Source organism: Streptosporangium oxazolinicum (assembly GCF_039537505.1).
In the GTDB taxonomy this organism is placed as follows: Bacteria; Actinomycetota; Actinomycetes; order Streptosporangiales; family Streptosporangiaceae; genus Streptosporangium; species Streptosporangium oxazolinicum.
In genome coordinates this window covers 276268-293083 of sequence record NZ_BAABAQ010000008.1, presented here as the reverse complement: position 1 = coordinate 293083, position 16816 = coordinate 276268, and the positions used below count along the sequence as shown (strand labels likewise).

13 protein-coding genes are annotated in these 16816 nt (G+C 70.8%); 7 read left to right on the top strand and 6 right to left on the bottom strand.

The window, feature by feature from the left end; all coding sequences use genetic code 11:
- Positions 1–242 precede the first annotated feature (242 nt).
- From ABD817_RS22670 to ABD817_RS22655, 4 genes are all read right to left on the bottom strand, one after another.
- Positions 243–1547 (bottom strand): ThuA domain-containing protein, encoded by a 1305-nt coding sequence (locus tag ABD817_RS22670; protein WP_344920078.1) that lies wholly within the window; start codon positions 1545–1547, stop codon positions 243–245.
- A 179-nt stretch (positions 1548–1726) separates the two neighbouring features.
- Entirely contained in the window at positions 1727–3892 is a 2166-nt protein-coding gene (gene recD2 / locus ABD817_RS22665) for an SF1B family DNA helicase RecD2 (RefSeq protein ID WP_344920077.1), read from the bottom strand.
- 177 nt (positions 3893–4069) lie between these two features.
- Entirely contained in the window at positions 4070–4660 is a 591-nt protein-coding gene (locus ABD817_RS22660; RefSeq protein ID WP_344920076.1) for a hypothetical protein, read from the bottom strand.
- 385 nt (positions 4661–5045) lie between these two features.
- On the bottom strand, positions 5046–7394 hold the full coding sequence (locus tag ABD817_RS22655) for a serine/threonine-protein kinase (RefSeq protein WP_344920075.1): 2349 nt from the start codon (positions 7392–7394) through the stop codon (positions 5046–5048).
- A gap of 365 nt (positions 7395–7759) precedes the next feature.
- Between ABD817_RS22655 and ABD817_RS22650 the strand changes: the two genes are divergently transcribed.
- Both ABD817_RS22650 and ABD817_RS22645 read left to right on the top strand, forming a co-directional pair.
- Entirely contained in the window at positions 7760–8758 is a 999-nt protein-coding gene (locus ABD817_RS22650) for an MBL fold metallo-hydrolase (protein ID WP_344920074.1), read from the top strand.
- A 17-nt stretch (positions 8759–8775) separates the two neighbouring features.
- Complete coding sequence (locus ABD817_RS22645) at positions 8776–9972, top strand: CaiB/BaiF CoA transferase family protein (RefSeq protein WP_344920073.1); 1197 nt, start codon at positions 8776–8778, stop codon at positions 9970–9972.
- Here the strand turns inward: ABD817_RS22645 and ABD817_RS22640 are convergent.
- Both ABD817_RS22640 and ABD817_RS22635 read right to left on the bottom strand, forming a co-directional pair.
- Positions 9933–10646, bottom strand: coding sequence for a GntR family transcriptional regulator (locus ABD817_RS22640; protein WP_344920072.1), 714 nt, complete (start codon positions 10644–10646; stop codon positions 9933–9935). The two genes, ABD817_RS22645 and ABD817_RS22640, sit on opposite strands and share 40 nt — an antisense overlap.
- A complete protein-coding gene (locus ABD817_RS22635) occupies positions 10646–11440 on the bottom strand; it encodes an alpha/beta fold hydrolase (RefSeq protein WP_344920071.1) in 795 nt (264 codons plus the stop codon). Before ABD817_RS22635 ends, ABD817_RS22640 begins: the two co-directional genes overlap by 1 nt.
- A 61-nt stretch (positions 11441–11501) precedes the next feature.
- Between ABD817_RS22635 and ABD817_RS22630 the strand changes: the two genes are divergently transcribed.
- From ABD817_RS22630 to ABD817_RS22610, 5 genes are all read left to right on the top strand, one after another.
- Positions 11502–12335, top strand: a complete 834-nt coding sequence (locus ABD817_RS22630; protein ID WP_344920070.1) for an ABC transporter ATP-binding protein — start codon at positions 11502–11504, stop codon at positions 12333–12335.
- A 68-nt stretch (positions 12336–12403) separates the two neighbouring features.
- Positions 12404–13411 (top strand): ABC transporter substrate-binding protein, encoded by a 1008-nt coding sequence (locus tag ABD817_RS22625; protein ID WP_344920069.1) that lies wholly within the window; start codon positions 12404–12406, stop codon positions 13409–13411.
- On the top strand, positions 13395–14186 hold the full coding sequence (locus tag ABD817_RS22620) for an ABC transporter permease (RefSeq protein WP_344920068.1): 792 nt from the start codon (positions 13395–13397) through the stop codon (positions 14184–14186). Before ABD817_RS22625 ends, ABD817_RS22620 begins: the two co-directional genes overlap by 17 nt.
- A 43-nt stretch (positions 14187–14229) precedes the next feature.
- Positions 14230–15066 (top strand): ABC transporter permease, encoded by an 837-nt coding sequence (locus tag ABD817_RS22615; RefSeq protein ID WP_344920067.1) that lies wholly within the window; start codon positions 14230–14232, stop codon positions 15064–15066.
- A 31-nt stretch (positions 15067–15097) separates the two neighbouring features.
- On the top strand, positions 15098–16804 hold the full coding sequence (locus ABD817_RS22610; protein WP_344920066.1) for a CocE/NonD family hydrolase: 1707 nt from the start codon (positions 15098–15100) through the stop codon (positions 16802–16804).
- The last annotated feature ends 12 nt before the right edge of the window (positions 16805–16816 follow it).

The window sequence follows — 16816 nt, the reverse complement described above, 5'->3', positions numbered from 1 at the left end:
ACCGGTCGATCGGCGCGAGCGGCTCGGGCCTGGGAGCGTTCGTACCGGTCATCCGGTAGCGCCGGCGGCCCGAGGACGGCGAAAAGGGTGTCGAGGTCGTTCGTCGCACATCGATCCTCGGCACCCTTCGCCGTTCCCGCGTCCCAGACGACTTGGGGCTCACTCGTCCAGCGGAAGCCCGCGACATCCGAAAGGCCCAGGCCGGGATCACCGGCCTGGGCCTCACTCATGCTCGCCGCACGCTACGGCTGCTGGGTGATCCGGAACGACTGGGCGGCGCCGCCGTTGCAGGTGCTCTGCACCAGCTGGACGCTGTCGGCCGTCGAGGAGCCCGGCACGCTCAGGCACCTGCCGCTGAGGCGGCTGACGAAGCGGTAGTAACCGCCGCCCTCGGAGACCGCCTGCCACTGCTGGTTGTTGCCCCCGGAGTACGTCCACAGCTGGAGCGGGGCGCCGTCGGCCGTGGAGACGTTGGTCACGTCGACGACCTGGGCGCTGTTGAGGCGGTTGTTCAGCCGCGCGAAGCCGCCGCTGGTCGGCTGGACCTGGAACTGCTGGGCGAGGGTGCCGTTGCAGGTGTACTGCTGGATCACGGTGCCGTTCGCCGAGGCGGCGGCCCGCGCGTCCACGCACTTGCCGCTGGCGCGGTTGGCGAGGCTGTACCACGCGGTCGGCGAGATGGTGTCCGACGGGGGCGGGGTGCTCCCGCCGCCCAGCCACAGCAGACCGTCGATGACGAACCGGTTCTGCACCTCACTGGCGAACGTGGACGACAGCGGGGTGTTGTTGCTGTAGTTCATCGCGTTGTGGCCGAAGTTCGCGTACAGCATCTTGTAGTTGCGGTTGGTCCACATCAGCGGGTAGTAGCCGCTGTACCAGGTCTGGTTGGGGTCCGTGCCGACCGGGAAGCTGGACTGGTCGATGGACCCGAGGATCCTGATGTTCGGGTTGTTCCTCAGGTCGTTGGTCCAGCTGTACCACTCGCTGACCGACGAGGTGAAGGTGGCGGGCAGCCGCGCCGTGGAGGGGTGCGCCCCGCCCTCCGTGCGCATGACCACCGAGGTCGGTCCCCAGGTGTTGGACCTGAACGCCCCGGTGCCGAGGAGCTCGTTGTGGTACCACGACCAGCTCTGCGCGTTGGTGTTGAACGCGCTCACGTGGAAGCCCATCCACGCCCCGCCGTTACGCATGTACTGCTCGAACGCCGACCGCTGGGCGGCGTTCTGCGGCAGGTCGTCCAGGAAGAGCACCACCTGGTACTGCTGGAGGTTGCTCGCGTTCAGCTGGCTCCAGTTGTTGGTCGCGGTGTAGGAGAAGTTGTGCTGCGCGGCCATCTGCGGGAACCAGCGGTTCGCCTCCTGGACGAAGTTGATGTGGGCCGCGTCCCACGTCCCGTTGTAGAAGGCGATCACCTTGAAGCTCGGGGCGGCCGACGCCCGCGCGCTCCCGTCGGCCGGAAGGGCCGTGAGGCCGAGCGCGACGGCGAGCAGGGCGAGGAGCCGCACCCACGTCCTTCGCATCGTGCCGACCATGTTCTCACCGGTCATGAAGGTTTCCTCTGTCTGGTGACAAGCGACAAAGGCGAAGCCCGCCCCGCCCACGGGCATAACGGAGACCGGCGTTACCAACAACTTCGGCAAGCCGAGGACGGTTTTTTGTCTGACTTAATTCAAGTTATGTGAAGAAAAATTGTCAAGAAGATCGCACCGTCGGGAAACCCGCCGTGTCAGTCGGCGGCGGGGGCGGTCTCGTAGTGGAGGTCCGCGCCGAGGCTCAGCGCGAGCCTGCGGGCGAGCCCCGTGTTGCGACGGTGGTCCAGCCGGTTGACGGCCATCTCCAGGGCCTTGCGCTCGCCGACGACGACCACCCACGACCGCGCCCGGGTGAGCAGGGTGTAGAGCAGCTTGCGGCGCAGCATGACGCCCCCGGACTCGGTGACGAGCGGCGCGACCACGAAGGGATACTCGCTGCCCTGGGAGCGGTGCACGCTGATGGCGTACGTGTGGGTCAGCTCGTCGAGCTCGCCGAAGCCGTACTTCACGGTGTGCCCGTCGTCGGTGCGGATCTCGACGATCCTCTCCTCCGGGGTGATGGCGGTGACCGTACCGGTGTCGCCGTTGAAGACGCCCTTGTCGTAGTTGTTGCGGATCGGCATGACGCGGTCGCCGACCCGGAAGGCGGAGGCGCCCGACCAGTGCTCGGCGACCCCCTCGCGGGCCGGGTTGAGCCGTTCCTGGATCATCCGGCCGAGTTCGGCCGTCCCCGTCAGGCCCCTGCGCATCGGGCACAGGACCTGGACCTGGTCCGGGCTCACCCCCTGCTTGCGCGGGATCGCCACCGTCGCCAGGTGCATCACCCGTTCGGCGACCCGCTCGGGATCGTCGACCTCCTCGAACCAGAAACCTCCACCGCCGGGAAGCGCGGGCACCTCGCCCGCCCTGACCCTGCGGGCGGCCCGGATGATCCCGCTGCCCTCCGCCTGGCGGAAGACCCTGGTCAGCCGCATCCGCGCGATCGTCTCGACGCGCAGCAGGTCGGCGAGCACGCTGCCGGGGGCGATACTGGGAAGCTGGTCGCTGTCGCCCACGATCAGCAGGTGGCTGCCGGGCGTGATGGCGGCGGTGAGCCGGGTGGCCAGGTGCAGGTCCAGCATGGACGCCTCGTCGACCACGATCAGGTCGGCCTGCGCGGGCATCTGCTCGAACAGCGTGCCGCTCTCGGGATCGGGCTGGTGGGCCAGCATCCGGTGCACGGTCATCGCGGGCAGGCCGGTGAGCTCCGACAGGCGTTTGGCCGCCTTGCCGGTCGGCGCCGTGAGGGTCACCGTGCCGCCCATCGCCCGCACGGTCGCCGCGATGGTCTTGACGGTGTGGCTCTTCCCGCAGCCGGGGCCGCCGGTGAGGATGGACACGGTGCTGGTCAGCGCCATGTTCACCGCCGCCCGCTGGTCCTCGTCCAGCCCGGGATCCTCCTGGAAGGCGCGCATGGGCAGCGTCGAGGGGGCCTCCCAGAGCCTGGTCAGCTGGGCGGCCAGCGTGAGCTCGCGGCCGTGGGTCTCCTTCAGGTAGACCACGGCCGTCCCCTGGCCGTCGGGCGACGCCTCGACGACCACGCGGCGGTCGGCGACGAGGGCGTCGACCATCCGGCCGACGAGGTCGTGGTCCTGCTCGACGAGTTCCACGGTCTGGGCGACCAGCGCGACCAGCCGCACATAGCAGTGCCCGTCGCGGCTCGCCGCCGTCTCCAGCCTGTCCAGGATCGCCGCCTTGACCCGCTGCGGGCTGTGCTCGGAGACCCCCGACCGCAGGGCGATCCTGTCCGCCGTGGCGAACGCGATGCCCCTGACCTTGCCGATGAGCCGGTACGGGTCGGAGGTGAGCACCTCCCCCGAGTCGGCCCCGAAGACCTGGTATATCTTCGCCGCGAGCAATGGGCTGATCCCGAAACCTTGCAGGACCACCATGAGCTCGGCGATCGCCTTCTGCTCCTCCCAGGCGTCGGCGATCTGGGCCTGCCGCGCGGGACCGATGTTGACGACCTCGGTGAGACGTCCGGGCTCGGTGTCGATGACCGTCAGCGTCGCCTCGCCGAAGTGGCTCACGATGGCGTGGGCGAGCCTCGGCCCGATGCCGCGGATCAGGCCGGAGCCCAGATAGATGCGGATGGCCCGGACGGTGGCCGGTACCAGCCGCTCACACGCGACGACCTCGAAGCGCCTGCCGTACCGCGGATGCTCGCCCCACTCTCCGGCGAGCCTGAGCGTCTCCCCCGGCTGGACCCCGCCCAGTGCCCGGCCGGAGGCGACGAAGCCGGGCATGCCCTCGGCGCTCATCCGCGCGATCGTGTACTCGTCCTCGCGGACGTAGACCAGCTGCTCGACAGACGCCTTCACGGCAGAAAGCAACCCCTCCGTACCGGCCTCACCTCATCCTTCGCACATCAGACCAGCTCACCCGGTGTCACCACAAGCCGTCGCGGGGTCGATGAACGTGACATACGAGTCGCCGCTGGAGGTGGGAGGTGGGGGCCGGGTCGCTGCGCGCCCGGCCCGCACGGCACCCGCCGGAGGTCAGGAACCGCCGACGGAGGCGCTCCCCGGCTGGCTCGCCGTCCGCCAGTGGTGGAAGGGCGGCCTCGGCCCCGGGCCGGGAGGCAGCGGAGCCGGGTACGGAGGCCGCACGCCCGGATAGGGAGGACGCACGCCCGGGTACGGTGGCCGCCAGCCGGGATACGGAGGACGCCAGCCCGGGTAACCGCTCGGGTACGGAGGACGCCAGCCGGGATACGGTGGCCGCCAGCCCGGGTAGGGAGGCCGCCACTGACCCGGGTAGCCCCCCGGATACCCGCCCGGATACCCGCCGGGGTAGCCGCCCGGATACCCGCCGGGATACCCGCCCGGGTAGCCCGACGCGGGCACACAGTCGTACTGCGGGCACGGCTGGGTGAAGCACTGCTTGGGCGAGGGGACGCAGACGCGGCCGGGACCGCAGTTGACCGCCGCGCACGGCGACCCCGGAGCGCACGTACCGGCCGTCTGCGCGGCGGCGGCCGACCGGGCCGCCGGAGCGGTCCGCGCCATGTCCGCCCAGGCCTCGGTCGCGATGGCCGGTGACCCCGCCGCGACGATCGCGACCAGGATCGGGACCAGTTTTCGACGCATTTTTCCCCCAGATGTCATGATCGGTTCTGACTCTCCGACGATGCTCGCACCGGCCATACCTGCTAACGGCAAACTGGATCCCAGCAAGTCGGATGGCTTGTCGAGCGCCGGGGGATGACGCCGTCACACCGATGGAATCGACCGGTTTCGCCCTTTTCTGAGAGCGTCGGCCCGGAGTGAACGGGCCGCGGGTCCGGGACCCCGGCGTGGTGACCGGCGGCTCGCGCGTTCTTCCTGCCGTCTTCCCGCCGCGACGGTCGTCGTCGAGACGGCGTCACGACCGCCCTACCGGAACTCCGCCACCGGACCGGCATCGCCCGTCGGCCGCCATCGACCGCGTGCCGAAGGTGTCACACCTCGCCTGCCGGGATCGGTGGACAGCCCTTCAGGACCCCGGCGAGGGCAGGGGCGGGCCGAGACTCCACACCCGGATCGTCTCGTCCTTGCTGCCGGTGACCGCGACAGGCAGCCCGCCGAGCTCGCCGAAGGCCACCGTCCACACGCAGTCGGTATGGCCGGAGAGAGGTCCGCCGAGCTGCTTTCGCGTGCCGAGATCCCAGACGCGAGCGGTTCCGTCCTCGTCGCCGGTGACGGCGGCGGGCTTCCCGCCGACCTCGCCGAACGCCACCGACCAGACCCAGCCGGTGTGCCCGGACAGGGAGGCACCGAGCTGCCTCCCTGTCGTGAGGTCCCAGACGCGGGCGGTCCTGTCCTGGCCGCCGGTGACGGCGACGGGCTTCCCGTCGAGCTGACCGAGCGCCACCGACCGGACCCAGCCGGTGTGTCCGGTCAGGGAGGGGCCGATCTGCTTCCTGGTGGTGAGGTCCCAGACGCGGACGGTGCCGTCGTCGCCGGTGGTGACCGCGATCGGTGAGCCGTCGAGTTCGCCGATGGCCACCGCCCACACCGTACCCCTGTGCCCGGCGAGGGGGACACCGGACTCCCGGCCGGTGCGCAGGTTCCACACCCGTGCGCGCTCGTCGGCGCCGCCGGTCATCGCGATGGGGACGCCGTCCAGCTCGCCCACGGCCACCGCCTTGACGTCACCGGTGTGCCCGGCGAGGACGGGACCGATCCGCCGGCCGGTCTCCAGATTCCAGACCCGGGCGGTGTCGTCGTCGCTGCCGGTCACCGCGATGGGAACGCCGTCGAGACGGCCGACCGCGACCGCCCGGACCCATTCCGTGTGCCCTGACATGGTCGCACCGCGCTGCTCACCGGTGGCGAGGTCCAGCACGCGGGCGCTCTCGTCGTCGGATCCGCTCACCACCACGGGGGTGCCGTCGAGCACGTCGGCCGCCACCGCCCGTACGTCGTTGGCGTGAGCGGTCATCGGCTCGCCGACCGGGGCACCGAACGGTACCGAGGACGACGGGGCGACGCTCGGTGTACCCGACGTACCCGACGTACCCGGTGTACCCGACGTACCCGGTGTACCCGACGCGCCCGGTCCGCCCGATGTCCCCGGTGTGCCGGTGAGGGTGGTGGTCGTCCGGGAGGAGTCCGCGCCGGTGTCGTCCGTACCGCGCGGCCAGAACCATACGGTCAACACCCCCGCCGCCAGGACGGCCGCGAGTCCGGCCGCGACCAGTGCGCGGCGCGGGATCGCACGCGTACCCGGTGCGGGCAGGGCCTCGGTCGCACGCCCGGCACCGGCCGGGGCGGTCGCGTCACCGTCCGCCCCCGAAACCGGGCTCGGACTCGGGCTCGGGTCCGAACGTGGGCCGAGGCCCGGCCCCGGCCTCAAGCCCGGAACCGTGCCCGGACCCGGAGTCGGGCTCGGGCTCGAACCTGGGCTTGGGCTCATGCCTGGATCCGGATTCGGGCTCGTGCCTGGACTCGGACTTGTGCCTGGGCTTGGGCCTATGCCTGGACTCGGGCTTGGGCCTGTGCCTGGACCTGGACCTGGGCCTCGGCCTGGGCTCGGGAGGTCTTCGCCGGTCAGGGTTCGGACCAGGGCGGCGGCGGTGGGACGGCTGCCGGGATCCTTCGCCAGGCATGCCGCCACCAGGGACCGCAGTCCTTCCGGCAGGCCCGAGAGGTCCGCGGTGCCGTGCATGATCGCGTACAGCATCGCGGGAACCGAGGCTCCGGGGAAGGCCGGTCGGCCCGTGGCCGCGTAGACCATCGTGGCGGCCCAGCTGAACACGTCCGCCGCCGGGCCGATGGGCCCCGCACCGATCTGCTCCGGCGCCATGTAGCCGGGCGTACCCATCGCCCCCGACTGCGTGGCGGTGTTGTCGAGGGCGCGCGAGATCCCGAAGTCGATGACCACCGGGCCTTCGGGACCCATGATGACGTTGCTCGGCTTGAAGTCGCGGTGCACGATCCCGGCCCGGTGGATCGCGGCCAGCGCGGTCGCCGTGGCGACCGCGAGCCGTTCCAGCCCGCCGCCCGATCTCGGGCCGTCCTGCCGTACGACGTGCTGCAGTGACGCTCCGGCGACGAACTCGCTCACGATGTACGGCCGTTCACCGTGGAGTCCCATGTCGAGCACCCGCGCCGTGCAGAAAGGGGCGACCCGCCGGGCCAGCTCGACCTCGCGGAAGAACCGGCGGCGCGCGTCGGGATCCCCGGAGAACCGGGCGTGCAGCACCTTGACCGCGACATCGGCACCCGACGGGGTCACCGCCCGGTAGACCTCGCCCTGGCCACCGTGCCCGATCCGGGCGGTCAGCCGGTAGTCGCCCACCTGTCCGAGGTCGCCCGGATCACCTGGTTCGGTACGAGGCAATTCCCACCTCTTCCGAAGCCCGGGGCGAGACGCGGTTCCATCAACCACTCAATAATGAAGCCGCGGGCCTCGGGGCTGTGAGATCACGGGTCGTCAATTCACCCACCGGCAATCTCCCGTCCGCCCTCCGTTCCCCACCGGCCAGAATCCCGCCCCCCGCGGCGTACGTCCCGAACGCCGAACACCGGTGTCCTGGACGGCCCGGTTCACCACCGGTGCCCCCCTTTCCCCCGCCCTCGCCGCCCGCCCGGCGACCTTCCCGATCACATCGATCCAGTAAATAAAACACGATCTTGTATATGATGCATTATCTGTCCAGCTAATGTAACGTACCTTCCTGGTTGTACAAAGGAAGGAGCTGCCTCGTGTTCCAGGCCGAGTCCGTTACGATCACGGTCCTCGTGGAGAACTGGGTGGACATGTTGCTGCCTGACCAGGCGAGTCCACTGGGGTCCGACGACCACTGCGTCAGCCGTTACGGGCTGATCGAGCACTTCGACGGGAAGCGCGTCCCGCCGCAGGCCGAGAACGGGATCAGTCTCCTGGTCGAAGCCACCCGCGGCAGGCACGTCCTGCGCGTGCTGTTCGACGTGGGCCTCACCGGCACCGTGCTCGAACACAACATGAGGGTGCTCGGCGTCGACCCGTCCGGCATGGACCACGTGGTCATCAGCCACGGCCACCCCGACCACTTCGGGGGTGTCCACCGGTTCCTCGGGCTGGCCGGCCGCCGGATCCCGGTCGCCACGCACCACGACGCCGAGCTGCCGCGCTACGCGGTCATGGGCGACGGGCGGACGTCCTCGGTCTACAACTCCGCGTTCACCTTCGAGCAGGTGGAGGCGTCCGGCGGGGCGCCCGTCCTGACGAGGGACCCGCTGGATCTGGGCTGGGGGGTGTGGACGACCGGCGAGATCCCGCGCGAGGTGCCGTTCGAGTCGGTCTCCCAGCCGTTCGAGCGCGGAGCGCCCGGCCTGTACCAGGTGTCGCGGGAGGGTGACCTGCGCCGGGACGAGGTGATCGACGAGATGGGACTCGTCATCGACGTCAAGGGGGAGGGCCTGATCGTGCTGACGGGATGCGCGCACGCCGGCGTGGTCAACACCATCGAGCAGGCCCGGCGGGTCTGCGGCGACCGGCCGATCAGGGCCGTCATCGGGGGCTTCCACCTCGGCTTCCCGACGACTCCCGCCGAGAACGTCGAGCGGACGGCGAACGCCTTCCGGGACCTCGACGTCGCCACGGTCGTGCCCATGCACTGCAGCGGGCTGCGTTCGCACGCGCACATGTCGGCGTCACTGCACGACCGTTACGTGCAGCCCGCCGTCGGCACGGTGTTCCGCTTCGGCGGGGGTGCGCGGTGAGGGACGACCTTCGAGGCGTGCGCGTGGTCGCCGTGGAACAGGCCGTCGCCGTCCCGCTGTGCTCCCGCCACCTCGCCGACCTCGGGGCCGACGTCATCAAGGTGGAACGGCTCAGCGGCGACTTCGCCCGCGACTACGACGACTTCGTCCAGGGGTACTCCAGCCACTTCGTCTGGCTGAACCGCGGTAAGCGAAGCGTCGCCCTGGACCTCAAGACGCCCGAGGGGAAGCGGCTGCTGGGAGAGCTGCTGCGGTCCGCGGACGTGCTGGTGTGCAACCTCGCGCCCGGCGCCTTCGAGCGGATCTTCACCGACGACGACCTCGTCGCGCTCAACCCCCGGCTCATCCGGTGCTTCCTGTCCGGCTACGGCACGCAGGGTCCCTACGCCCACCGCAAGGCGTACGACATGCTCATCCAGGGGGAGGCGGGCACGGTCACGGCGACCGGCACACCGGCGCAGCCGGCCAAGCCCGGGGTGTCCCTGGCGGACCTGGCCGGTGGCACCTACGCCCTCGCCGCCATCAACGCGGCGCTCTACGCGCGGGAACGTTCCGGCGTCGGCCGACGCATCGACGTCGCCATGTTCGACGTGCTCCTCGAATGGATGAGCCCCCTGCTCCTCGCCCAGTCGCACGCGGGCACGGCACCGGAGCCGGCCGGCCTCAGCCACGCGAGCATCGCCCCGTACGGCCCCTACCTGTCCGGGGACGGGGACCAGGTGCTCATCGCCGTGCAGAACGAGGGGCAGTGGCGCCGCCTGTGCGTGGGGGTGATCGAGGATCCGATCCTCGCGACCGATCCGGACTTCGCCTCGAACGGCGACCGCCTGCGCAACCGGGCGCGGCTGGAGCCCCTCATCCAGACGGCGCTGCGCGCGCTGCCGACGGAGACGCTGGTCGCCCGGCTCGACCTGGCGGATGTGCCGCACGCCAGGCTGAACGGCCTCCCCGAGGTCCTCACGCATCCGCAGGCGCGCTCCACGGGCCGATGGTCGTCGGCCGTCCTGCCGGACGGCGAGACGGCGACGGTGGTGACGTCGCCGTTCCATCCGGCGCACGTCGAGGAGGAGGAGCGGGCCGTGCCCGCCCTCGGGGAGCACACGGTGGAGGTGCTTCGCGAACTCGGCGTGCCCGACGCCGAGATCGACGGCCTGCTCGCCGCCGGCGTCTGCCGTCAGTCGTTGTCGATCTCGAAGGGATCGGTGACCTCGTAGCCGGTGAGATGGCGGGCCAGCGCGAGGAAGCTGCTCGCCAGGTGCTCCTCCGTCGCGCGGGCGAGCGCGTCGGGGTCGCCGTCCTGGGCGGCCTTGAGGATCGCCCGGTGCTCCTGCGACACCTCTTCGGCACGGTGGGTGAGCACCTGGAGCACGTCCCACGGGAACTGCTGCCACAGGAGCGCCACCTCCTCGGTCAGCCCCTCGTTGCCCGTCCTCTCGTAGAACAGGAAGTGGAACCGCCGGTTCTTCTCGTTCAGCGTCGCGCGGTCGCCCTCGGCCGCGACGCGTTCCATGTCGTCCACGAGCCGCTGCGCGAGGTCGAGGTCCTTGGGGGAGAGACGCCGGGCGGCCCGGCGCATGGCGTACGGCTCGACCAGCCTTCGCAGCAGGTAGACCGTCTTGACCCGCTCGTAGTCCGCGTCCGCGACGCGGACTCCCCGGTGCGGCTCGCTGACCAGCATTCCCTCCGCCTCGAGCAGCCGCAGCGCCTCGCGGACGGGGGTGATGCTGGTCTTGAAGCGAGCGGCGATCACGTCCTGCCTGATCCTGCTGCCACGCGCCAGCTCGCCTTCCGCGATCATGCGGCGCAGCTCCGCGACGATGCGGTCGCGCTTGGTGCGCGGGCTGTCGGCGGATCCACTTGACGAGGCGGACGAAGAGGTCTTGGCCATCAAGTTCCTTCCTGCGAGAGGACGGGCTCAGCAGGAGATCCTGCACCGAGGGTGTCCGGCACGGCCGTACGCGCCTCGACGACCCGATGAAAGGCGTCCATCAGCTCACGGAAACCTCGGGGATCGTCCACGTACGCGATGTGACCGGCTCCGGGAACACCAATGTAGTCGGCACCGAGACGAGTCGCGAGTGATCGCGCCGCCTGCTCGGTCACCCGGACGTCGTGTTCTCCTCGCAGCACCCGGCACGGCACCGGGCCCGGTGACACCGGCGCCTCCCAGCCCAGCGCCGCCTCCAGGGCGCCGAGGAACGCCTCCGGTCGCATGCCCGTCATCGACGCGGTCAGCTCCGCCACGCCGACGTCACCGCAGGGGCCGCCGTCGGTCACCACCGTGGCGGCCAGGTACCCGGCCGCGAACCCGGCCATCCCCGTCGCGCGCAGCGAGTCGGCCGTGGCGCGCAGCCGGCCCGGGTCCCCGCCGGGCGGGAAGCCCGCGAGCAGCAGGGAGGCCAGGCGGTGCGGCGCGTCGGCGAGGACCCGCAGCGCGACGAAGGCTCCCAGTCCCGAGCCGACGAGGTGGGCGGGTGCCGTACCGCACTCGTCCAGCGCCGCGTGGACCACGGCCACGGCGGCGGCCGGGTCGAAGGGGTCCTCCCCGCGCACGCCGTGGCCGGGCAGGTCGACCGCGAGGAAGCGCGCGGGATCGGCCCCCGCGTCCACCACCGGCGCCCACGTGCGCGCGTTGCCTCCGAGGGTGTGCAGGAGCAGAACAGGGTTGGACGGATCATGCATTATTAATCTCCATGACACATTACTCTTGTACAGAAGGCATCATCATGCAACAGTATGGCCCATGTCACTGCTCGACAGGCTCAGGGATTCCTCCCGTCCTTCTCGCACCTCGACCGCCGCGCCCGCCTCGGGCAGCGCGTCGGTGGACATCGACGGCGTCACCATGCGCTTCGGGGACCGCAACGCGGCCGAGGACATCCACGTCGACGTCAGACCCGGTGAGATCGTCTCGATCGTCGGGCCCTCGGGATGCGGCAAGACGACGCTGCTGCGCGCGGTGGCCGGGCTCATCTCACCGGCCGAGGGACGCGTGCGCGTCGACGGGGAGACCGTGAGCACGACCCCCGACGGCGTCGCCATGGTCTTCCAGCACTTCGGCCTCTTCCCGTGGAAGACGGCCGAGGCCAACATCGCCTACCCGTTGCGCCTGCGCGGCCTGCCCAGGGAGGAGATCGCCTCCCGCACGCGTGAGCTGATCGAGATGGTGGGCCTCTCCGGTTTCGAGAGGTCCTACCCGCACCAGCTCTCCGGCGGCATGCAGCAGCGGACCGGCCTGGCCCGCGCCCTCGCGGTGCGCCCCCGCGTGCTGCTCATGGACGAGCCGTTCGGCGCCCTGGACGCCCAGACCGCCGAGGTCCTGCGGTTCGAGCTGCTCCGGATGTGGGAGGAGCACCCGATCACGATGCTGTTCGTCACGCACTCCATCGACGAGGCCGTGCTCTTCGGTGACCGGGTCGTCGTGCTGAAGGGCCGTCCGGGCCGGGTGCACGAGGTGATAGACGTCGCCCTGCCCCGGCCGCGTGACAGAGCGGTCGCGATGTCGGAGGAGTTCGTCGCCCTGCGTGAACGTGTCTGGTCCCTGGTGATGTCCCAGGACACCCACCGGACCAGGTGAAACCCATCCAGTAAGTGGCAGACCCTCCGGCAGGGGTGGTCGCGATCCCCAGAGGACAGCAAGTGCAAATGATCAAACGCATCGGAGGAGCCGTCCTGGCCCTCGTGTCGCTGTCGGCCCTCGGCACCGCCTGCGGCGGCGACGCTCCCTCCGCGGGCGGCACGCCCACCATCACGATGGGCATCCCCGGCATCCCTCCCGTCTTCGTCAACCTGATGGCCTACGTGGCCGAGGAGAAGGGCTACTTCACCGCGAACGGGGTGAAGGTGACACTGCGCCCGCTGCCCACCGGGGCGGACGTGGGGCGCGCGATCCAGAGCCGCGAACTCGACGGCGGGATCGTGGGCACCTCCGGCGCGGTCGCGCTGCGGGCCTCCGGCGGCTCGGTCGTGGCCGTCCTCGGCAACGAGAACCCCTCGTACCTGGTGGCCTCCTCCGACGCGGCGGTGAAGGACTGCGCCGCACTGAAGGGGAGGACGATCGCGGTGGACGGCGTCGGCGCCCCCAAGGCGCTGAGCGTGGGGACGATGCTCGCCTCCTGCGGGCTCACCGTCAAGGACGTCAAGCTGGTGAACGTGGGCGGGCCGCAGAGCGTCGACGCGATGATCGCCGGCCAGGTCGACACCGCCGTCCTGCACCCGGACGAGCTGGCCGCCGTGCAGCAGTCTAAGGAGACCCACGAGGTGGTCGCGCTGGCCAAGGTCGACCCCAAGTCGCACTACACCATGCTCGTCACCCGCGAGGACGAGCTGAAGGACGGCGGCAAGCGGCCCGCGTGGGTCGAGACCGTGGCGGCCCTGCACAAGGCGATCACGTACATCAACGACCCGGCCAACGCCGACGACGTGACGGCGATCGCCGCGCGGATGACGAAGCGAAGCCCGGAGATCGCCAAGGTGGCCCTGGGCGACTACGTGAAGCTCGGCTTCTGGCCCACCGACATCGGCCTCACCCGCGAGCGCGTCGACAAGGCGATCGAGGACCAGGTGAAGGCCGGGAACGTTCCAGCTGACAAGACTCCCAAGTACGACCAGTTCGTCGACGCCACGGTGTTCCGCGATGCCCTCGCCAAGTGACCCCGGCTCCGGAGTCTCCGGAGCCAGGCTGAAGGGCGTGGCGATCTCGCTGATCGGGCTGCTCGCCGGGCTGCTGGCCTGGCAGGTGCTCGGTCAGCGCGATCCGGTGCTGCTGGCGACACCGGTCCGCTCCTTCGAGTCGCTCGCCGCCATGACCCGCGACGGCACGCTTCCCGGAGCGCTCGCCGACACCGGGGTGCTGTTCCTGGCCGGGCTCGCCGCCGCCGTCGTGGGCGGGGTGGGCTACGGGCTCGTCCTCTCCCGGTCCAGGCGGCTTCGCACCAGTACGCAGTGGCTGGTCTTCGCGGTGCAGTCGGTGCCCATCGTCGCGCTCGCGCCGCTCATCCTGGCGGCGTTCGGCTTCGGTTTCTGGGCGAAGGTGCTGGTCGTGTTCCTGAGCGCGGTCTTCCCCGTCCTGATCAACACGGCCGAGGGCGCCCGGCACACCCCCGTCACCCTGCTGGAGGTCGCCCGCGTGCACCGCAGCGGCGAGTGGGCCCTGTGGCGCGACGTCCTGCTGCCGCACGCGATGCCGTACGCCATGAGCGGCATCAGGCAGGGGATCGCGATGGCCTTCGTCGGCACGTTCATCGCCGAGTTCTTCCTCGAGGCGACCGGGATCGGCGGGCTCCTGCTCGGGGCCAGCTCGCGCTTCGACTCCGCCACCGTGCTGGGACTCACCGTGCTGGTGTCGGTGCTGGCGGCGATGCTCATGGCACTCGGTCAGGTCCTGGAACGGGCGTTCGCCCCATGGCGCGAGGGGAGCACGGAGTGAGGACCACCCCGACCCTGACCCCACGGCCCGAAGGGAGCACGAGGTGAGGACCACCCAGGGCACCACCGCCGACCCCACCACTGACCCCACCGCGGCGGTCGTCTCCCCGGCCGTGTCCTCCGGCGGGCCGTCGCGCGACGTCACCGGCAAGCTCGTGGCCGCGGCGGCGGTCCTGCTGGTGTGGCAGGTCGCCGGTACGGCCTGGCTGCCCGACTACCTGCCCACCCCCCTCGGCGTCCTCGGGCAGGCGATCCCGACCCTGACCTCGGCGAGCTTCCTCGGCTCGGTGTGGGAGACCGTCTCGGCCGTGGCCCTCGGCCTGCTCCTCGGCTGCGTCCCGGGGATCGTCGCCGGTCTGCTCATCGGGCGGGTGGCCTGGCTGCGCCACCTGAGCACGCCCTACATCAGCGGTCTGTACGCGATGCCGATGCTGGCCATCGTCCCGATGGCGACCATCTGGTTCGGCTACAACGACGTGACCCGCGTCATCGTCGTCGCGCTGTCCGCCTTCCTGCCCTGTGCCGTGAGCACCGCCGACGGGGCGCGGGCGCTGCCCGGCAACCTGGCGGACGTCGCGCGGGTGCTCAACGTGCCACGGCGCCGATTCGTCACGGACTTCGTCCTGCCGTCGGCGCTGCCGTTCGCGGTGGCGGGCGTCCACGTGGCCGTCGGCCGGGCGCTGGTCGGGGCGGCCGCCGTCGAGTTCCTCGCGAACCTGGACGGCCTGGGCACGTTCATCCTCACCAACGCCCGATCCTTCGCCCAGGACCAGGCGTTCGTCGGCGTGACCGTCCTCGCCCTCCTCGGCGTCCTCGCCCGCGCCGGGACGGAGCGCCTCGTGCGGCGGGTGGCCCCGTGGCAGCACGCGGGCCGCGAATAACCCCTTACCTGTACAGACAGGAGTTTGTCGCATGTTGGTCGAATGGGACGTCCCGATCGAGGTCGACGACGGGACCGTGCTCCGCGCGGACGTCTTCCGGCCTGAGGCGGAGGGCCGCTATCCCGTCATCCTCACCTACGGCCCGTACGCCAAGGGTCTGTCGTTCCAGGAGGGCTACCCGAGCGCCTGGGAGAAGATGGCGGCGGACCATCCGGACGCGGTCGCCGGATCGACCAACCGCTACCAGAACTGGGAGGTGGTCGACCCGGAGAAGTGGGTGCCCGACGGTTACGTCTGCGTCCGCGTCGACTCGCGAGGCGCGGGCCGCTCCCCCGGTGTGATCGACGTCTTCTCCCCACGCGAGGTCCAGGACCACGTGCTCTGCGTCGAGTGGGCGGGCGAGCAGGAGTGGAGCAACGGCAAGGTCGGTCTCTGCGGCATCTCCTACTTCGCCATCAACCAGTGGCTCGTCGCCTCGCGGCGACCGGCCCACCTGGCCGCCGTCTGCGTGTGGGAGGGGGCGGCCGACTGGTACCGCGATTCCACCTACCACGGGGGCATCCGGACCACGTTCTGGGACCACTGGTACGGCATGCAGGTGAGCTCCGTCCAGTACGGCCTCGGGGACGCCGGTCCGCGTAACCCGAACACCGGGGTGAACGTCTGCGGGGACGAGAACCTGAGCGAGGAGGAGCGGGCGGCGAACCGCGTCGACCTCGGCGCGTCGATCCGCGAGCACCCCCTGGACGACGGCTACCACCGGGACCGCTCGCCGGACTGGGACAACGTGACCGTCCCGGTCCTGTCCGCGGGGAACTGGGGAGGCCAGGGCCTGCACCTGCGGGGCAACACCCACGGCTACCTCCGCGCGGCGTCCCAGGAGAAGTGGCTGGAGATGCACGGCGACACGCACTGGTCGCTCTTCTACGCCGACTACGGCGTCTCCCTGCAGAAGCGCTTCTTCGGTCATTTCCTGAAAAATGAGGACACGGGGTGGAAGGAGCAGCCGCCGGTGCAGCTCCAGATCCGCCACGTGGACAGCACGTTCACGCTGCGCCACGAGGAGGCGTGGCCGATTCCCCGTACCCGCTGGACCTCCCTCTATCTCGACGCCGCGCACGGGTCGCTCACCCCCGAGCCCCCCGCGACGCCGGGCAGCGTCGGCTACGACGGCATGGGGGACGGGGTCATGTTCGAGACCCCGCCGCTGCCCGCCGACACCGAGATCACCGGCCCGCTGTCGGCCAAGCTGTTCGTCGAGTCCTCGACCGCCGACGCCGACCTGTTCCTCGTCGTGCGGGTGTTCTCGCCGGACGGCACCGAGGTGACCTTCCAGGGCGCCCTCGACCCGAACACCCCGGTGGCGCAGGGATGGCTGCGCGCCTCACACCGCAAGCTCGACGACGAGCTCTCCCGGCCGTACCAGCCGTACCACACGCACGACGACCCCTCCCCCCTGGTGCCCGGCTCGGTGTACGAACTCGACGTCGAGATCCTGCCGACCTGTCTCGTGGTGCCCGAGGGCTACCGGATAGCGCTCGCCGTACGGGGCCGGGACTACGTCCACGACGGGCCCGCGACCCGCCTGTCCAACCTGAGGAACCAGATGACCGGGTGCGGGCCGTTCGTCCACGACGACCCCCACAACCGTCCCGCCGAGGTGTTCGGCGGCCGGATCACCCTCCACACCGGCGGGGACCGCCCCTCGCGGCTCCTGCTGCCGGAGATCCCCCGGTGACCGTCGCCGGGG